The organism is Kitasatospora sp. NPDC051164, from assembly GCF_044455625.1.
Lineage (GTDB): Bacteria > Actinomycetota > Actinomycetes > Streptomycetales > Streptomycetaceae > Kitasatospora.
The window spans coordinates 408,561-426,413 of sequence record NZ_JBITFB010000004.1 but is presented as its reverse complement, the minus strand read 5'-3'; the positions used below and the strand labels follow the sequence as shown (position 1 = coordinate 426,413).

General features: G+C 71.6%; 21 protein-coding genes. 15 read left to right on the top strand and 6 right to left on the bottom strand.

From position 1 onward, the window contains the following. Window positions 1-94: 94 nt before the first annotated feature. The 11 genes from ACIBEC_RS09060 (at window position 95) to era (ending at window position 8,060) form a co-directional block, all read left to right on the top strand. Complete coding sequence (locus ACIBEC_RS09060; RefSeq protein WP_360504310.1) at window positions 95-871, top strand: RDD family protein; 777 nt, start codon at window positions 95-97, stop codon at window positions 869-871. 52 nt (window positions 872-923) lie between these two features. Continuing rightward, complete coding sequence (locus tag ACIBEC_RS09055) at window positions 924-1,277, top strand: histidine triad nucleotide-binding protein (RefSeq protein WP_360504308.1); 354 nt, start codon at window positions 924-926, stop codon at window positions 1,275-1,277. A gap of 6 nt (window positions 1,278-1,283) precedes the next feature. Continuing rightward, entirely contained in the window at window positions 1,284-2,207 is a 924-nt protein-coding gene (locus ACIBEC_RS09050; protein ID WP_360504306.1) for a ribonuclease Z, read from the top strand. 269 nt (window positions 2,208-2,476) lie between these two features. Further along, the gene (locus ACIBEC_RS09045; RefSeq protein ID WP_396287807.1) at window positions 2,477-3,610 is read left to right on the top strand and encodes a PhoH family protein; all 1,134 of its coding nucleotides are present in this window, start codon (window positions 2,477-2,479) and stop codon (window positions 3,608-3,610) included. Between the two features lie 14 nt (window positions 3,611-3,624). Continuing rightward, window positions 3,625-4,119 carry an rRNA maturation RNase YbeY gene (gene ybeY, locus ACIBEC_RS09040; protein ID WP_030061268.1) on the top strand — a complete coding sequence of 165 codons (495 nt, stop codon included), beginning with the start codon at window positions 3,625-3,627 and terminating at the stop codon, window positions 4,117-4,119. A gap of 18 nt (window positions 4,120-4,137) precedes the next feature. Further along, window positions 4,138-5,463 (top strand): hemolysin family protein, encoded by a 1,326-nt coding sequence (locus tag ACIBEC_RS09035; RefSeq protein ID WP_360504304.1) that lies wholly within the window; start codon window positions 4,138-4,140, stop codon window positions 5,461-5,463. 33 nt (window positions 5,464-5,496) lie between these two features. Continuing rightward, complete coding sequence (locus ACIBEC_RS09030) at window positions 5,497-5,733, top strand: hypothetical protein (protein ID WP_360504302.1); 237 nt, start codon at window positions 5,497-5,499, stop codon at window positions 5,731-5,733. Window positions 5,734-5,759: 26 nt separating this feature from the next. After that, window positions 5,760-6,305: a DUF4383 domain-containing protein gene (locus ACIBEC_RS09025; RefSeq protein WP_360504300.1), complete on the top strand. Its 546-nt coding sequence runs from the start codon at window positions 5,760-5,762 to the stop codon at window positions 6,303-6,305. Between the two features lie 76 nt (window positions 6,306-6,381). Beyond that, window positions 6,382-6,735: a cytidine deaminase gene (locus ACIBEC_RS09020; protein ID WP_360504298.1), complete on the top strand. Its 354-nt coding sequence runs from the start codon at window positions 6,382-6,384 to the stop codon at window positions 6,733-6,735. 169 nt (window positions 6,736-6,904) lie between these two features. Next, window positions 6,905-7,072, top strand: coding sequence for a hypothetical protein (locus ACIBEC_RS09015; protein ID WP_360504296.1), 168 nt, complete (start codon window positions 6,905-6,907; stop codon window positions 7,070-7,072). Window positions 7,073-7,130: 58 nt separating this feature from the next. Then, window positions 7,131-8,060 carry a GTPase Era gene (gene era, locus ACIBEC_RS09010; RefSeq protein WP_360504294.1) on the top strand — a complete coding sequence of 310 codons (930 nt, stop codon included), beginning with the start codon at window positions 7,131-7,133 and terminating at the stop codon, window positions 8,058-8,060. Between the two features lie 117 nt (window positions 8,061-8,177). Here era and ACIBEC_RS09005 read toward each other — a convergent pair whose 3' ends face one another. Both ACIBEC_RS09005 and ACIBEC_RS09000 read right to left on the bottom strand, forming a co-directional pair. Then, window positions 8,178-8,444, bottom strand: a complete 267-nt coding sequence (locus ACIBEC_RS09005; RefSeq protein WP_360504292.1) for a protealysin inhibitor emfourin — start codon at window positions 8,442-8,444, stop codon at window positions 8,178-8,180. 130 nt (window positions 8,445-8,574) lie between these two features. Further along, window positions 8,575-9,597: a M4 family metallopeptidase gene (locus ACIBEC_RS09000; RefSeq protein WP_360504290.1), complete on the bottom strand. Its 1,023-nt coding sequence runs from the start codon at window positions 9,595-9,597 to the stop codon at window positions 8,575-8,577. A 333-nt stretch (window positions 9,598-9,930) separates the two neighbouring features. Here ACIBEC_RS09000 and leuA point away from each other — a divergent pair, with 333 nt between their 5' ends. The 4 genes from leuA (at window position 9,931) to ACIBEC_RS08980 (ending at window position 14,475) form a co-directional block, all read left to right on the top strand. Further along, complete coding sequence (leuA, locus tag ACIBEC_RS08995; RefSeq protein ID WP_360504288.1) at window positions 9,931-11,727, top strand: 2-isopropylmalate synthase; 1,797 nt, start codon at window positions 9,931-9,933, stop codon at window positions 11,725-11,727. A 250-nt stretch (window positions 11,728-11,977) separates the two neighbouring features. Then, window positions 11,978-12,643, top strand: a complete 666-nt coding sequence (locus tag ACIBEC_RS08990; protein WP_360504286.1) for a TerB family tellurite resistance protein — start codon at window positions 11,978-11,980, stop codon at window positions 12,641-12,643. A gap of 247 nt (window positions 12,644-12,890) precedes the next feature. Continuing rightward, complete coding sequence (gene recO / locus ACIBEC_RS08985; protein ID WP_360504284.1) at window positions 12,891-13,637, top strand: DNA repair protein RecO; 747 nt, start codon at window positions 12,891-12,893, stop codon at window positions 13,635-13,637. 4 nt (window positions 13,638-13,641) lie between these two features. Then, window positions 13,642-14,475, top strand: a complete 834-nt coding sequence (locus tag ACIBEC_RS08980) for an isoprenyl transferase (protein WP_360504282.1) — start codon at window positions 13,642-13,644, stop codon at window positions 14,473-14,475. A 116-nt stretch (window positions 14,476-14,591) separates the two neighbouring features. Here the strand turns inward: ACIBEC_RS08980 and ACIBEC_RS08975 are convergent, their stop codons facing one another. The 4 genes from ACIBEC_RS08975 to ACIBEC_RS08960 are packed head-to-tail and all read right to left on the bottom strand — an operon-like array spanning window position 14,592 to window position 17,807. After that, window positions 14,592-15,002, bottom strand: coding sequence for a Fur family transcriptional regulator (locus ACIBEC_RS08975; protein ID WP_360504280.1), 411 nt, complete (start codon window positions 15,000-15,002; stop codon window positions 14,592-14,594). Between the two features lie 35 nt (window positions 15,003-15,037). Next, window positions 15,038-15,982, bottom strand: coding sequence for a metal ABC transporter permease (locus ACIBEC_RS08970; RefSeq protein WP_360504278.1), 945 nt, complete (start codon window positions 15,980-15,982; stop codon window positions 15,038-15,040). Beyond that, complete coding sequence (locus ACIBEC_RS08965) at window positions 15,979-16,746, bottom strand: metal ABC transporter ATP-binding protein (protein ID WP_360504277.1); 768 nt, start codon at window positions 16,744-16,746, stop codon at window positions 15,979-15,981. The genes ACIBEC_RS08970 and ACIBEC_RS08965 overlap by 4 nt, the downstream gene beginning before the upstream one ends. Before the next feature lie 14 nt (window positions 16,747-16,760). Beyond that, complete coding sequence (locus ACIBEC_RS08960; protein ID WP_396287805.1) at window positions 16,761-17,807, bottom strand: metal ABC transporter substrate-binding protein; 1,047 nt, start codon at window positions 17,805-17,807, stop codon at window positions 16,761-16,763. Window positions 17,808-17,853: the final 46 nt, after the last annotated feature.

Below are 17,853 nucleotides of genomic sequence, written 5' to 3'. Positions count from 1 at the left end.
CCGCGTGGGAAGTCGGGTGGGCCGACTTCCCACGCGGGGGGCGTGGGTAGGATGCGGGGCTGTTTCTTGATCCACAGCTCACGGGGGAATCACCATGGCACAGGGCTACCCGCCGTCGCCGTACGGCCAGAACCCTTACGGACAACAGCAACCGCAGCCGTACCCGCCCTACCAGCAGCAACCGCAGCCGTACCCGCCGCAGGGGTACGCACCGCAGGGCTACGCGCAGCAGCCGCCGCAGCCCCAGCAGCCCCAGTACGGCCAGCCCCAGCAGCCCCAGTACGGCCAGCCGCAGCAGTACGCCCAGCCGCAGCAGTACGGACAGCCCCAGCAGTACGCCCAGCCCGACCCGTACCCCAACCCCTACCCGCAGCAGCCGCAGCAGCCGCAGCGCGCCGCGACGCTGCCGCCCCCCAAGGAGGCGGGCGGCGGCCGGCGCTTCCTGGCGATCGTGCTCGACTTCTTCCTCGCGGTCGGCCTCGGCTTCGCCGCCGCCGACGCCGCGAGCCGGCCGAAGGTCAGGAACGTGGCGGGCCACTCCGTGCAGAGCGGCGGCCCGGCCGTTCCGTACGTCGTGGCGCTGGTCGTCGTCGGCCTCCTCGTGTCCTTCCTGAACCAGGTCGTGCTCGCCCGCCTCGCCGGCTTCAGCGTCGGCAAGGCGATCCTGGCGATGCGGGTTGTGCGCACCAAGCGGGTGATGCGCCCGAACACGTGGCGGCTCACCAGGCGCTGGCTGCTCGGCTTCGTATTCCTCGCGGTGACGATCCTCTCCGAGGACTTCGACCTCGACGACGGCGACATCGTCGGCATGCGCGCGGTGCGTTGGAAGCACCTGCGGGAGTACCAGCAGGCCGCGGCCGGGCTCGGCTAGGCTGCGCCCGTACGGCCCCATCACCCGACGTACCGATCCCGAGGAGTAGCCGATGGCCGGCGAGGCGCAGCCCGACTGCCTGTTCTGCAAGATCGTGGCGGGCGAGATCCCGGCGACGGTGGTGCGCAAGACCGAGCGCGTCCTCGCCTTCCGCGACATCGCCCCCAAGGCCCCCGTGCACGTCCTGGTCATCCCGCACGTCCACTACCCGAACGCGGCCGCGCTGGCCGCCGCCGAGCCGGAGATCGCCGGTGAACTGCTCGCCGAGGCGGGCCGGGTGGCCGAGGACGAGGGCATCGAGGACTACCGGCTGATCTTCAACACCGGTGCGGGCGCCGGGCAGACGGTCTTCCACGCCCACGTCCACGTGCTCGGCGGCAAGCGCATGACCGAGAGCATGGTCTGATCCCAGGTGTCCCAGCGCGAACTCGTCGTCCTCGGCACCGCCAGCCAGGTGCCCACCCGGCACCGCAACCACAACGGCTACCTGCTGCGCTGGGACGGCGAGGGCCTGCTGTTCGACCCCGGCGAGGGCACCCAGCGGCAGATGCTGCACGCCGGGGTCACGGCCACCCAGATCACCCGGATCGCGGTCACCCACTTCCACGGCGACCACTGCCTGGGCCTCGCGGGGGTGATCCAGCGGATCAACCTGGACCGCGTCCCGCATCCGGTGGACGTCTACTTCCCGGCTTCCGGCGAGGTTTACTTCGAGCGGCTGCGGCACGCCACCGCGTACCACGAGACGGCCGTGCTGCGGCCCCGGCCGATCGACGAGCCGGGCCCGCTGCCCGCGCCCGGCGCCCGCTTCGCGCTGGACGCCGTGCGGCTGGACCACCCCGTGGAGTCCTTCGGCTACCGGCTGGCCGAGCCGGACGGCCGCCGGCTGGTGCCCGAACGGCTCGCCGCTCTGGGCGTCTCCGGGCCGGCGGTGGGCCGGCTGCAGCACGAGGGCGCGATCGAGGCGGACGGCCGGCGGGTCACCCTGGACGAGGTCAGTGAGCCGCGGCCGGGCCAGAAGTTCGCCTTCGTGATGGACACCCGGCTCTGCGAGGGCGTGTACGCGCTCGCCGAGGGCACCGACCTGCTGGTGGTCGAGGCCACCTTCACCGACGCCGACGCCCGTCTCGCCGAGGAGCACGGCCACCTCACCGCCGGGCAGGCCGCCAAGGTCGCCGCCGAGGCGGGCGCGCGCACCCTGGTGCTGACCCACTTCTCCCAGCGCTATCCGGACCTCGGCCAGCACCTGGCCGACGCCCGCAAGCACTTCGACGGGGAGCTGGTGCTGGCCGCCGACCTCGCCCGGGTGCCCGTGCCCGTGCGCCGTCAGCCGTGAAGCCGCCTTCGCCGGCCGTGAACCCGCCGTCGTCGGCTGTCAACCCGCCTTCGTCGGCCGTGAACCGGCCCGCGTCGGCCGTGACCCCGCCCGCGCCGGGTACCCGCGGAAAAAAGGGCTCGCGCCGTCCCGCGAACTGCCGCAGCATCGACGGGTGCGGCCCCGCCGCCCGCCGCGGCGATCACGCTCGCGGCGTACCCTGGTGCCCCGGAGACACCGAGCGGCACACGACACCACGGATGGGATGAGGCAGGCCCCAGCGCCGACCTATGAGTGACACATCGCAGACCCGTACCAACGGACAGTCGCGTTCCGAACCGGCCGACGACGGCCGTGTCAGCGCCCGGTTCGTCATCCCCGAGAAGCACCCGATGGTCACCCTGCTCGGCACCGCGGACTCGCTGCTGCGCGTGATCGAACAGGGTTTCCCCGCCGCCGACATCCACGTCCGGGGCAACGAGGTGACCGCCACCGGGGCGCGCGCCGAAGTCGCCCTCGTACAGAAGCTCTTCAACGAGATGATGCTGGTGCTGCGCACCGGCCAGCCCCTGACGGAGGACTCCGTGGAGCGCTCCATCGCCATGCTCCGCAGCCAGGAGCAGGACCCGGACAGCCCGGCGCCGTCCCAGGTGTTCACCGCGAACATCCTGTCCAACCGCGGCCGCACGATCCGCCCCAAGACCCTCAACCAGCAGCGCTACGTCGACGCGATCGACAAGCACACGATCGTCTTCGGCCTCGGCCCGGCCGGCACCGGCAAGACCTACCTGGCGATGGCCAAGGCCGTGCAGGCCCTGCAGGCCAAGGAGGTCAACCGGATCATCCTGACCCGCCCGGCGGTCGAGGCGGGGGAGCGGCTGGGCTTCCTGCCCGGCACCCTCTACGAGAAGATCGACCCGTACCTGCGCCCGCTCTACGACGCGCTGCACGACATGATGGACCCGGACTCCATCCCGCGCCTGATGGCGGCCGGCACCATCGAGGTCGCGCCGCTCGCGTACATGCGCGGCCGCACCCTCAACGACGCCTTCATCATCCTCGACGAGGCTCAGAACACCTCGCCCGAGCAGATGAAGATGTTCCTCACCCGCCTCGGGTTCAACTCCCGGGTGGTCGTCACCGGCGACACCAGCCAGATCGACCTCCCGGGCGGCACCAGGAGCGGCCTCAAGGTCGTCCAGGAGATCCTGGCCGACGTGCCCGACATCCATTTCTCCGTCCTCACCAGCACCGACGTGGTCCGCCACAAGCTGGTCGGCCGGATCGTGGACGCCTACGAGCGCTGGGACGCCCGCCAGGAGGCCGAGGAGGGCACCACCCCTCCCCGCAAGCCCGCCCAGCGGCGCCCGGGCAAGACCACGGCGCCCCGAGCACCCCGCCAGTCCCATCGCACCGAAAGCTGAGCACACAGCCCGTCATGTCGATCGACATCGCCAACGAGTCCGGTTGGGACGCCGATGAGGAAGCCATCCTCGACGTCGCCCGCTTCGCCCTGGACAAGATGCGGATCCACCCGCAGTCCGAACTGTCCGTGATCCTGGTGGACGGAGCGGCGATGGAGGAGCTGCACATCCAGTGGATGGACCTGCCCGGGCCCACCGACGTGATGTCCTTCCCCATGGACGAGCTGCGTCCCGGCAAGGAGGGCGAGGAGCTGCCGCAGGGCCTGCTCGGCGACATCGTGCTCTGCCCCGAGGTTGCCGAGCAGCAGGGCAAGGCCGCCCCTTCGAAGCACTCGATGGACGAGGAGCTGCAACTGCTCACCGTGCACGGCGTGCTGCACGTCCTCGGCTACGACCACGAGGAGCCCGAGGAAGAGGAGGAGATGTTCGCCCTCCAGAAGCGCATCCTGGACGACTGGCGGGCGGGCCGCGGCCTCGGCGGCATCTCCCCGGCCCCCACCACCCACTGAGCGCGGAGCCCGACCCCTGTGAGTGGTGAGAGTACGAGCTTCATCCTCGGTGCCGTGCTGCTCGTCGTCCTCGGCTGGCTGGCCGCGTGCGCCGAGGCGGGCATCTCCCGCGTCTCGCGGTTCCGGGCGGAGGAGGCCGTGCGGGTCGGCCGGCGCGGCTCCGCGCGCCTGCTGACCCTCGCCTCCGACCCGATCCGCTACCTCAACCTGGCGACCCTGATCCGGGTGGCCAGCGAGATGGCGGCGGCCGTCCTGGTCACCGTGGTGTGCGTGCGCAACCTCACCCCGACCTGGCAGGCCGTGCTGCTGGCGTTCGGCGTGATGGTGCTGGTGTCCTTCGTCGCGGTGGGGGTCTCGCCGCGCACGATCGGGCGCCAGCACCCGCTCACCACGGCGACCGCGGCCTCCTTCGTGCTGCTGCCGCTGGCCGCCGTGCTCGGCCCGATCCCGCGGTTGCTGATCCTCCTCGGCAACGCGCTGACCCCGGGCAAGGGCTACCGGGAGGGGCCGTTCGCCTCCGAGGCGGAACTGCGGGCCCTGGTGGACCTCGCCGAGAAGGACGACCTGATCGAGGACGAGGAGCGCCGGATGGTGCACTCCGTCTTCGAACTGGGCGACACCATCGTGCGCGAGGTGATGGTGCCGCGCACCGACCTGGTGATGATCGAGCGGCACAAGACCGTCCGGCAGGCCCTCACCCTGGCGCTGCGCTCCGGCTTCTCGCGGATCCCGGTGGTCGGCGACAACGAGGACGACGTGGTCGGCATCGTCTACCTCAAGGACCTGGTGCGGCGCACCCACATCAACCGGGAGGCGGAGGCCGAGGAGGTCGGCGCGGTGATGCGCCCGGCCGTGTTCGTCCCGGACTCCAAGCCGGCCGGCGACCTGCTGCGCGAGATGCAGCAGCGCCGCTCGCACGTGGCGATCGTGATCGACGAGTACGGCGGCACGGCCGGCCTGGTCACCATCGAGGACGTCCTGGAGGAGATCGTCGGCGAGATCACCGACGAGTACGACCGGGAGATCGCGCCGGTGGAGGACCTCGGCGACGGCTCGTACCGGATCACCGCCCGCCTGCTGGTCGAGGACCTGGGCGAGCTGTTCGGCATCGAGCTGGAGGACGAGGACGTCGAGACCGTCGGCGGCCTGCTGGCCAAGCACCTCGGCCGGGTGCCGATCCCCGGTTCCGCCTGCGAGATCCCGCTGCCGGAGCCGGCCACGGACGGCCTGACCGGCATCCTGCTGACCGCCGAGTCCTCGGCCGGCCGCCGCAACCGGATCGGCTCGATGGTCGCCACCCCGGTCCGCAAGGGCGACGAGGCCGAGGAGTTCGCGGGCGAGTAGCGGGTGGGCGGCCGCCGAGCGACCATGGAGGGCATGACGCACAAACTGCGCGCGGAGTACGGCCCGCAGGGGGCGGCCGGCGGAGTCAGGTCCTGGCACGTGGTGCGGGACCGGGACCTCTCGACGGCGCTCTGCGGCCGGACCATGCCCGACGACGCCGAGACGCGGCCCGAGCAGGAGTGGGGCACCGGGCTGCGCTGCTGCCAGCAGTGCGGCTCGCTCTACATGCACGAGACGCCCCACATGCAGGGGAGCCACCCCTACAGCTAGGCCATGGCTGAGCTCTGGAGGTCGCCATGAAGCTGCAAGACGAACTGCCCGTCGACCACAAGCTCCTCTTGGTCTGGCGGATCGGAGCGGGGTTCGGAGGAGTCTTCCTGATCGTGTTCGGGGCCCTCGGGCTGGCCGACCACCCGGGCTTCCTCGACACCCGGGGCGATCAGGTCGCGGGGCTGTCGACCAACGGCGCGCTGGCCATCCTGTCCATCGTGGCGGGCGCGATCCTGGTGATCGGGGCGGTGGTCGGCGGGAACTTCGCCGCCAACCTGAACATGGCGGTGGGCGTGCTGTTCGTCCTGTCCGGTTTCTACGGCCTGACGGTGCTCGGACGGCCGGAGGCCAACATCCTCAACTTCCGGATGTCGAACGTGCTGTTCGCGTTCGTCTTCGGGGTCGTCCTGACGACATTCGGGATGTACGGCCGGGTGAGCAGCCATCTGCCGCACGACAACCCGTACTGGCGCCACCGCGCCGAGAACGAGGAGCCGATGCCGTCCGGGCCGAAGACCTTCGTCAAGGTCCTCCGCCCGAACCCGGGCCCGACCCACCCGGTCGGCCACTGAGCCGCTGCTACTCGCCCGCTCGCCTCCGGGGCGCTCGCGATCCGGTGGCGACGGGCGGCGGCCTATGCTCGGCGGCATGAGTGACATCGTCGAGCTCGACCCCGAAGACAAGAAGATCATCACCCTGGCCCGCTCGGCCCGCGCCCGCAACGGCGTCCCCGAGGGGGCCGCGGTGCGTGACGAGACCGGCCGGACCTACGTGGCCGGGACGGTCGCCCTGGAGTCGCTGCGGCTGAGCGCGCTGCAGACGGCGGTGGCGATGGCGGTGGCCAGCGGCGCCAAGTCGCTGGAGGCGGCGGCCGTGGTGAGCGAGGCGGAGCAGCCGGCCGAGGCCGACCTGGCGGCGGTGCGGGACCTTGGCGGGGCCGGGACGCCGGTGCTGCTGGCCGGTCCGGACGGGGCGCTGCGGGTGGCGGCCGAGGCGCACTGAGCGGCGCCGGGGGGCTGCCGAGGGGGCACGGAGGGCTCTGGGGGGCTGTTGAGGGGCGGCCAGGGCCCTTGCGGGGCCTTCTCGGCCCGGCATCACCCGGCGTGGTGGCCCCCACGAGTTCTGCAGATAATCTCACCGGGGGAGTGGACTCGGTGAGGGGGGCTGGGACATGGGGGCGGTGGCGTTCTTCGCCGGGCTGCTGCTGTTCGTGATGGGGCTGGGGAAATGGCAGGAGACCGGTTCGCAGGGCTGGCTGTTCGGCTCGCTCGGATTCCTGCTGGTGCTGGTGGTGGTCTCGCTGATTCCCGGGAACGCCAAGGGCGGAAAGCAGGGCTGAACGCGCCCGGGGGCGACCCCGGGCAGCGGGGCTCCGGTGATCAGGGAGAATGGAGCCCATGAATGCCCCTTCCTCCTCGTACCGCTCCGGGTTCGCGTGCTTCGTCGGCCGGCCCAACGCGGGCAAGTCGACCCTGACCAACGCCCTGGTGGGGACGAAGGTCGCGATCACCTCCGACCGCCCTCAGACCACCCGGCACACCGTGCGCGGCATCGTGCACCGCCCCGACGCCCAGCTCGTCCTGGTCGACACCCCCGGTCTGCACAAGCCGCGCACGCTGCTCGGCGAGCGCCTCAACGACCTGGTCCGCAGCACCTGGGCCGAGGTCGACGTGATCGGTTTCTGCCTGCCCGCCGACCAGAAGATCGGCCCCGGCGACAAGTTCATCGCCAAGGAGATCGCCGGGATCAAGAAGACCCCGAAGGTCGCCATCGTCACCAAGACCGACCTGGTCGACTCCAAGCGCCTGGCCGAGCAGCTGATCGCCATCCACCAGCTCGGCATCGAGCTGGGCTTCGAGTGGGCCGAGATCATCCCGGTCTCCGCAGTCGGCGACAAGCAGGTCGAACTGGCCGCCGACCTGCTCACCAAGCTGCTGCCGGAGGGCGACCAGCTCTACCCGGACGGCGACCTCACCGACGAGCCCGAGCAGATCATGGTCGCCGAGCTGATCCGCGAGGCCGCGCTCGAGGGCGTGCGGGACGAGCTGCCGCACTCGCTGGCCGTCGTGGTCGAGGAGATGCTCCCGCGCGAGGGCCGCCCGGCGGACCGCCCGCTGCTGGACATCCACGCCAACGTCTACATCGAGCGGCAGAGCCAGAAGGCGATCGTGATCGGCGCCAAGGGCTCGCGGCTGAAGCACGTCGGCACCACCGCCCGCAAGCACATCGAGGCGCTGCTCGGCACGCCGGTCTACCTCGACCTGCACGTCAAGGTCGCCAAGGACTGGCAGCGCGACCCGAAGCAGCTGCGCAAGCTCGGCTTCTGAACCGGGGCCCCTGAACCGGGGCCCCTGAACCGGGGCCCCTGACCGGGGAGTTCGAGCGCCGGTCGCCGATCGCCGATCGCCGGTCGCCGGTCGCCGCTTCCGCCGCCGTCGCTGGTGCTACGCGCCCTCGCGCAGCACCAGCGACACCAGCTCCCGCTGCGAGTCGGTGAGCTTCGGGTCGGCGCAGTACACCGTCCGGCCGTCGACGGTGATCTCGTAGTGGAAACCGTCCGGCACCCCGTACGAGGGGGCGCGCAGCCCGCCCGCGACGGCCTCGCGGGCGAGGGCGTGGACGTGCGGGGCGTCCGTGCGCTCGGCGCTGTCGAGCTCCGCGTGGCGGACGATTCCGGCGAAGCCGCCGGTCCGGGTCACCTGGATACGCATGGTGTCCATGGTGGTACGCAGGGAAGGCTTTTGCGGCGCTTTTCCCGGACCGTGACCTTAAGCGCACCTCAACCCGGTCTCAGCCGGTCTCGGCTCCTCTGCCCGGCCGTACGGTGATGAGGTCATCCGGTCACCCCGGGCTGATCCCGACCTGCGCCCAGGAAGCCGTGACGGTGTCCGCGACCGAGGACTGGTCGGGGTAGCGGGCCTTGGCGGCGGCCACGGTGGCCCGGGCGAAGGCGGTGAAGTCGGCGTCGGCGGGCAGTGTGCGGCCGGTCAGCGCGTCGTACCAGATCCGCCCGGCGCGCTCCCAGGCCGAGCCGCCGAGGGCGGTGGCCAGCAGGTAGAACGCGTGGTTGGGGATGCCGGAGTTGATGTGCACGCCGCCGTTGTCCTCGGCGGTGTTCACGTAGTCCCGCATGTGCGCGGGCTGCGGGTCCTTGCCGAGCCGGGGGTCGTCGTAGGCGGTGCCGGGCGCCTTCATCGAACGCAGCGCCACGCCCTGGACGCCGGGGGCGAGCAGTCCGGCGCCGATCAGCCAGTCGGCGTCGGCGGCGCTCTGGCGCAGCGCGTACTGCTTGACCAGCGAGCCGAAGACGTCGGAGACCGACTCGTTGAGTGCGCCGGGCTGGTCCTGGTAGTCCAGTCCGGCGGTGAACTGGGTGACGCCGTGGGTGAGTTCGTGGCCGATGACGTCGATGCAGGCGGTGAAGTCGCCGAAGATCTCGCCGTCGCCGTCGCCGAAGACCATCTGGTGGCCGTTCCAGAAAGCGTTGTCGTAGTTGCGGCCGTAGTGGACGCTGGCGTCCAGCCGCAGGTTGTGGTCGTCGATGGAGTGCCGGCCGAAGGCGTCGGCGTAGAGCGCGAAGGTGGCGCCGAGGCCGTCGTAGGCGTGGTTGACGGAGGCGTCGGCGACCGCCGCCTGGCCCTCGGTGCGCGCGGTGCGGCCGGGCAGCCGTTGGCCGTGGGCGGCGTCGGAGATCACCCGGTTGAGGCCCGGGGCGCCGCCGGTGGGCGGGGGCGGGGAGAGGCGGGCCGCGCGGTGCGCGGCGTCGAGTGCGAGGGAGTGGACGGCGGCTTCGTGACCGGCCTCGGCGAGGCGGTCCAGGACGTACGGCGGGACAATCGCGCAGATCGGTACTGCTGCAGTCATGTGGCCCAGGGTGAGGCCTCGATGACCGGATGTCACCACCCTTGACGTGACCGGTCGGCGTCTCAAGGAGTGGAACGGGAGCCCGGATCACTTCGGGGGCGCGCGGCGCTGGGTTACGCTGGGGCATCATGCGCAACGGGCTGCTTCTTCTTAGCTGCCGCGTCGAGGGCCTGTAGTCCACTGGGGCCGGCTCCCTCGCCGCGGGGAACGAGCTGTGCGCGGAATCGGCGATCCAATGGCGGGTCGCGAGCGGCAGCAGAGGCCGGCCAGTCGGTGTTGATCCCTCCCGACCCGCCCGCACCACGCATCCACAGGAAGCCGAGAGTCACCTCCATGACCGAGCAGACCTCCGCCGCGTCCATCCCCGCCGCTCGCGCCTTCGTCGACCGGCCCACCCCGATCACCGCCGCCGCCGTGCGCCAGCAGCCCTCCGGCATGCGGTACGGGCGCTACCTGCCGTTCGGCACCGTGGACCTGCCGGACCGCACCTGGCCGGACTCCGTGATCACCAAGGCGCCGCGCTGGCTCTCGACCGACCTGCGGGACGGCAACCAGGCGCTGATCGACCCGATGTCCCCGGCCCGCAAGCGCAAGATGTTCGACCTGCTGGTCGGCATGGGCTACAAGGAGATCGAGGTCGGCTTCCCCTCCTCCGGTGCCACCGACCACGCCTTCGTACGGTCGCTGATCGAGGAGGGGGCGATCCCCGAGGACGTCACCATCTCGGTGCTGACGCAGGCCCGGGAGGAGCTGATCGAGAAGACCGTCGAGGCGCTGGTCGGCGCCCCGCGCGCGACCGTCCACCTGTACAACGCGACGGCGCCGCTGTTCCGCCGGGTGGTGTTCCGCAACGACAAGGCGGCCACCAAGGCGATCGCCACCGACGGCACCCGGCTGGTGATGGAGTACGCGGAGAAGCTGCTGGGCGAGGACACCGTCTTCGGCTACCAGTACTCGCCGGAGATCTTCGTCGACACCGAGCTGGACTTCGCGCTGGAGGTCTGCGAGGCGGTCATGGACGTCTGGCAGCCGGGCGAGGGCCGCGAGATCATCCTGAACCTGCCGGCCACCATCGAGCGGGCCACCCCGAACGTCCAGGCCGACCAGTTCGAGTGGATGTCGCGCAACCTGTCCCGCCGCGAGTTCGTCTGTCTGTCGGTGCACCCGCACAACGACCGCGGCACCGCCGTCGCCTCCGCCGAGCTGGCCTACATGGCGGGCGCGGACCGCATCGAGGGCTGCCTGTTCGGGCAGGGTGAGCGGACCGGCAACGTCGACCTGGTGACGCTGGGGATGAACCTGTTCTCGCAGGGCATCGACCCGCAGATCGACTTCTCCGACATCGACGAGGTGCGCCGCACCGCCGAGTACTGCAACCAGATGGAGGTGCACCCGCGCCACCCGTACGCCGGCGACCTGGTGTACACCTCCTTCTCCGGCTCGCACCAGGACGCCATCAAGAAGGGCTTCGACACCCTGGAGGCCGACGCCAGGGCGGCGGGCGTGCCGGTGGAGGAGCACACCTGGGGCGTGCCGTACCTGCCGATCGACCCGAAGGACGTCGGCCGCACCTACGAGGCGGTCATCCGGGTCAACAGCCAGTCCGGCAAGGGCGGCGTCGCGTACGTCCTGAAGAACGACCACAAGCTGGACCTGCCGCGCCGGATGCAGATCGAGTTCTCCCGGATCATCCAGGCCAAGACCGACGCCGAGGGCGGCGAGGTCACCCCGGCCGAGATCTGGCGGGTCTTCGAGGACGAGTACCTGCCGACCACCGACAACCCGTGGGGGCGGGTGGCGCTGAGCGGCTCGCGCACCCTGACCACCGAGGACGGGCGGGACGCGCTGACCGCCGAGGCCGTGGTGGACGGCACGCCGGTGGCCCTGAGCGGTGCCGGCAACGGCCCGGTCTCGGCCTTCGCGGACGCGCTGGCCCGGATCGGCTTCGACGTGCGCGTCCTGGACTACGCCGAGCACGCGCTGAGCGAGGGCGGCGACGCCCAGGCCGCCGCGTACGTCGAGTGCGCGGTGGACGGCCAGGTGCTGTGGGGCGTGGGCATCGACGGCAACACCGTGCTGGCCTCGCTGAAGGCGATGATCAGCGCCGTCAACCGGTCGCAGCGCGGGTAGTTCGTACGAGTGGCACACGGCGGGGCCGTCCTGCGGGGCGGCCCTTCGCCGTGCCCAGGCACCTGCGCGGGGGTGCTGTGTCCTGCGCCACATTTTTTGGGATCGGAAGCCGTTCGAGGTACTGACACGTGCCGGTAACCATGGCAACATCGATCCACCGGAAAGCCGGGTCGGTGGGACGGCTCGGTGTCCGGTCGCGTGACCTGCCCATCGTCGAGCAGGCCGCCTGCCATGTCTGGGGAGTGGCGCCGTGACCAGGTTGTGGGGTGTTCGCCCTCGGTGGCGGACTGACGTTCTCGGTGACTTCTTCTGCCCGGGCTGCGGCGGGGACCGCAACTACCGCTGGCAGCACGGCCGGCGGTGGCTGCGGTTGCTCGGGACCCCGGTGCTCCCGCTCGGACCGGTGATCGGCAGCGTGCAGTGCACCAGCTGCCACGGCCGGTACGGCGTCGAGAGCCTCGAACAGCTGACCTGCGTACGCCTCGGCGCGATGCTGCGGGACGCCCAGTACACCATCGCGCTGGCCCTGCTCGCGGCTGGCGGCACCGCCCACCGGGAGGCGCGCGACGCGGCCTGCGCGGCGGTGCGCGAGGCCGGGTTCGAGGACTGCGGCGAGGCCCAGGTGCTGGCTGCGCTCGCCGCGCTCTCCGGACTCGGCGGCGAACTCTACGACGCCCACGGCATGGCCGGTGGCCTGGCCGTCGAACTGCACGCGGTGCTCGAACCGCTCACGCCGCACCTCGCCCACCACGGCCGCGAACGGCTGCTGCTGCAGGGCGCGGCGATCGCCCTGGCCGACGGGCGCTACCTGCCGCAGGAGCGCGAGGCGCTGACCGCGGTCGGGCGCTGCCTGGACCTGCCGCAGGCGCGGGTCGGGGCGCTGCTGGAGGCGGCGACCCGGGCACCGTACAAGTAGCCGGCACGAGCAGCCGGTACACGTAGCCGGTACACGTAGCCCCTCGTCACCGCTTCACCCGTCGACCATCTCCGAAATCCCCCACAAACGGGCCCGAACCCCCTCCGGGCCCGCCGTGACCCGCACCGCAGTGGTCCTCCCCCACGGCCCCGGTGCGGGCAACACGGCTGTCCGGCGCTGTCCGCCCGCTGTGCGTCGCCGCCCGCGGCCGTCCGCCGCTGTCGGCGGCTGGGGGAGAATGGTCGGCATGAGTCTTTTCCGGGACGACGGCGTCGTGTTGCGGGCGCAGAAGCTCGGCGAGGCCGATCGGATCATCACCCTGCTGACCCGCCAGCACGGCAAGGTGCGGGCGGTGGCGCGCGGGGTGCGCAAGACCAAGTCCAAGTTCGGTGCCCGCCTGGAGCCGTTCTCGCACGTGGACGTGCAGTTCTTCAGCCGGGGGAGTGAGCTGATCGGCCGCGGGTTGCCGCTCTGCACCCAGGTCGAGACCATCGCGCCGTACGGCGGTTCGATCGTCACCGACTACGGCCGCTACACCGCGGGCACAGCGATGCTGGAGACGGCCGAGCGCTTCGCCGAGAACGAGGGCGAGCCCGCCGTCCAGCAGTACCTGCTGCTGGTGGGCGGGCTGCGCACGCTGGCGGCGGGGGTGCACGAGTCGCACCTGGTGCTGGACGCCTTCCTGCTGCGCTCGCTCGCGGTGAACGGGTACGGCGCGAGCTTCACGGACTGCGCCAAGTGCGGTCTGGAGGGGCCGAACCGTTTCTTCTCGCTCGCCGCAGGCGGGGTGCTCTGCCCGGACTGCCGAGTGCCGGGATGTGCCGTACCCTCCCCTGAGACACTGGTACTGCTCGGGGCGCTGCTGTCAGGGGACTGGCGGACGGCCGACGCCTGCGAGCCGCGGTACTGGCGGGAGGGCAGCGGCCTGGTCGCGGCCTATCTGCAGTGGCACCTGGAGCGGGGCATCCGCTCGATGAGATACGTGGAGAAGTGAGCACATGGCAGCGCGACGGCTCTTCGGCGGCGGCAAGCAGCGGGCGTACGCGCCCCCGACCCCGCACCCCAGCGGCGCACAGCCCCCGAAGATCCCCGGCGAGCTGGTGCCCGAGCACGTCGCCATCGTGATGGACGGCAACGGCCGCTGGGCCAAGGAGCGCGGGCTGCCCCGCACCGAGGGCCACAAGGTCGGCGAGTCCGTGGTGCTCGACGTCCTCGCGGGCGCCATCGAGCTCGGGGTCAAGAACATCTCGCTGTACGCCTTCTCCACCGAGAACTGGAAGCGCTCGCCCGACGAGGTGAAGTTCCTGATGAACTTCAACCGGGACGTCATCGCCCGCCGCCGCGACGAGATGGACGCGATGGGCGTGCGGATCCGCTGGGCCGGCCGGATGCCCAAGCTGTGGAAGAGCGTCGTCCAGGAGCTGCAGGTCGCCGAGGAGCAGACCAAGGGCAACGACGCCGTCACGCTCTACATGTGCGTCAACTACGGCGGCCGGGCCGAGCTGGCGGACGCGACGCAGGCGATCGCGCGGGAGGTCGCGGCCGGGCGGCTGGACCCGAAGAAGGTCAACGAGAAGACCCTCGCCAAGTACATGTACCACCCGGACATGCCGGACGTGGACCTCTTCCTGCGCCCCAGTGGTGAGCAGCGCACCTCCAATTTCCTGCTCTGGCAGTCGGCTTACGCCGAGTTCGTGTTCCAGGACGTGCTCTGGCCGGACTTCGACCGCCGCGACCTGTGGCGCGCCTGCGAGCAGTACGCGCGGCGCGACCGGCGCTTCGGCGGGGCGATCCCGAACGAGCTCCCCGCGCCGCGGCCGTCCCAGCGCTGACGCGCCCCGTACGCGACGGAAAGGACCCACCGGGCAGATCCCGGTGGGTCCTTTCCGTGCGTACGGCTTCGTACGGCTTCGTACGACCGGTACGGCAGGTGTGCCGGTCGGCCGGCTCAGAGCTTCTTGGCGCACTCCGCGCAGGTGCCGAAGATCTCCAGCGTGTGCGCGATGTCGCTGAAGCCGTGCTCGGCGGCGACCGAGTTGGCCCAGCGCTCCACCGCGGGGCCCTCCACCTCGACGGTCGCGCCGCAGTGCCGGCAGACCAGGTGGTGGTGGTGCCCGCTGCTGCACCGGCGGTAGACGGCCTCGCCGTCGGCGGTGCGCAGCACGTCGACCTCACCGGCGTCCGCCAGCGACTGCAGGGTGCGGTAGACCGTGGTCAGACCGACGGAGTCCCCGCGGTGCTTGAGCAGGTCGTGGAGCTCCTGTGCGCTGCGGAAGTCCGCGATCTCGTCCAGGGCCGCCGAGACGGCGGCACGCTGCCGGGTCGATCGGGCACGCGGCGACGGGCCTGCGGTGGTCACCGGGGGTCCTCCTGGGGTCGTGGTCGGCTCGCACCTCATTGTGCCAGCCCGGCCCGCCCGTCAGGGGTGGTCGTGTCGGAGGAAGTCCGCTCCGGCGACTGGAGCGGCAGTTCGACGTCGCAGACCTTCGGTCCGTGCTCGGTGTCGGCGCGGTGGCGGTGGCGGTGGCGGCGGCGGGCGAGCGGTGCGGCGAGCGCGCTGAACACCGCGAAGACCGCGATGGCGAGCAGCACGATGGCCGGGCCGGAGGGCACGTCGAGCTGGTAGGAGCCGGTGACGCCGGCCAGCGAGACCACCACGCCGAGCGCGATCGAGGCGGCCTGGGTGGCGGCGAAGGATCGGGTGAGCTGCTGGGCGGCGACCACCGGGACCACCATCAGGGCACTGACCAGCAGCAGGCCGACCACCCGCATGGCGACGGTGACGGTGACCGCGGCCATCACGGCGAGCAGCAGGTTGAGGGTACGCACCGGCAGGCCGGTGACCCGGGCGAAGTCCTCGTCCTGGCAGATCGCGAACAGCTGGCGGCGCAGGCCGACAGTGACCGCGATGACCACCGCGCCGAGCACCGCGATCGCGGCCAGGTCGGCGGGGGCGACGGTGAGGATCGAGCCCCACAGGTAGCTCTCCAGCGAGCCGGCGCCGGCCTGGGCGGAGAGCGAGACGAGCAGTTTGCCGCAGGCCATGCCGCCGTAGAAGAGCATCGCGAGGGCAATGTCGCCGCGCTGGTTGCCGCGCGAGCGGACCAGCTCCATGGTGACGGCGCCGAGCACGCAGACCAGCACGGCCATCCAGACCGGGCTGGTCTGGAAGATGAAGCCGAGGCCGACGCCGGTCATCGCGACGTGGCCCATGCCGTCGCCCATCAGGGCCTGGCGGCGCTGCACCAGGTAGATGCCGACAGCGGGGGCGGTGATCCCGACCAGGACGGCGGCGAGCAGGGCGCGCTGCATGAAGTCGTAGGACAGCATCTCGGTCATGCGAGCAGCCTCGGCGGGGTCAGGTCGGCGTGCGGGTGGACGTGGTCGTGGCCGGGCAGCGCGTGCAGGCCGGTGTTGGGCACGGGCGGGCCGTCGTGCGCGACGCAGCCGTCCCGCAGGACGACGGCGCGGTCGATCAGCGGTTCCAGCGGCCCGAGTTCGTGCAGCACGAGGAGGACGGCGGCACCGCGGCCGACCTCGGCGCGCAGCGTGTCGGCGAGCACCTGCTGGCTGGCGGAGTCCACGCCGGCCATCGGCTCGTCCATGATCAGCAGGTCGGGGGAGCCGACCAGGGCGCGGGCGATCAGCACCCGCTGCTGCTGGCCGCCGGACAGGTCGGCCACGCCGTCCCCGGCCCGCTCCAGCATGCCGACGGCGGCCAGCGCGCGGTCCACCGCCTCGCGGTCCTTGCGGCGGAATGGCAGCAGCCGGTGCTGCGGCAGCCGTCCGGTGGAGACCACTTCGCGCACGGTGGCCGGGACGCCGGAGGCGGCGGTGGTGCGCTGCGGGACGTACCCGATCCGGTGCCAGGCGCGGAAGGAGCCGTACGGGGCGCCGAACAGCTCCAGGGTGCCGTGCTCCAGCGGGACGGAGCCGATCACGGCCTTGACCGTGGTCGACTTGCCGGAGCCGTTGGCGCCCAGCAGGGCGACGACCTCGCCGGGCCGGACGGTGAGGTCGACGCCACGCAGCACCGGCCGGCCGCCGCGCGAGGCGACGGCGGCACGGAGGCGGACGGCCGGGGGTATCGGGTGGGTCGTCATGGTGTTCCGTCCCGTCAGCTGGTGGCGGCAGGGGTGGTGGCGTCGGGGGTGGGGGCCTCGGCTCCGGCCGGGGCGGCAGGCGTTTCGCTTCCGGCGGGGGCGCCGAGGGCGGCCTGGAGGTTGGCCAGGTTCTGCTTCATGACGGTGAGGTAGTCGTCCTTGGCCGGGTCCTTGACGCCTTCCAGCGGGTCCAGGACGGCGGTCTTGAGGCCGAGGTCCTTGGCGACGGTGTCGGCGAGCTTGGGGCTGACCAGGGTCTCGAAGAAGATCGTGGTGACGCCGTTGTCCTTGGCGGCCTTCTGTACGGCGGCGAGGCGGGCCGGGGTGGGCTCGGACTCCGGGTCGACGCCGTTGATGGCGACCTGGGTGAGGCCGTAGTGGTCGGCGAGGTAGCCGAAGGCGGCGTGGCTGGTGACGAAGGTCTTGGTCTTGGTGTCCTTCAGTCCGGCCCGGAAGTCCTGGTCGAGCGCGGTGAGCTTGGTGACCAGTTCGTCGGTGTTCTTCCGGTAGTCCTCGGCGTGGGCCGGGTCGGCCTTGGCGAACTCGTCGCCGACGCTCTTGGCGATCGCCGCGTAGCGGGTCGGGTCGAGCCAGATGTGCGGGTCGCCGGCCGGGCCCTCGTGCTTGTGGCCGTCGGCTGCGTTGCCGTCGCCCTCGGAGCCCTCGTCGAGGTGGTGGTCGACCAGCGGGCTGGCGGCGGTGGCGTCGATCCTGTGCTTGCTGGAGGACTGCGCGACGGCCTGGTCGACGGTGGGCTGCAGGCCCTTGAGGTAGAGGATCGCGTCGGCCTTCTGGACGGTGCCGACCTGCTTGGCGGTGAGCTCCAGGTCGTGCGGCTCGACGCCGGCGGCGGTGAGATCGGTGACCGCGACGTGCTCCTTGCCGATCTGCTGGGCGAGGAACTCCATCGGGTAGAAGGAGGCGACGACCTTCAGCTTGCCGTTGCCGCTGTCGGCGCTGCTGCTGCCTCCGCAGGCGGTGAGGACGAGGGGCGCGGCGAGCGCGGTGGCGGCGATGGCTATGGAGCGGCGGGTCCGTCGTCGAGGCAGTCCGATCATCATGACAATCATTCTCATCTAAGATGGAAATGATTGTCAACTCACTCGG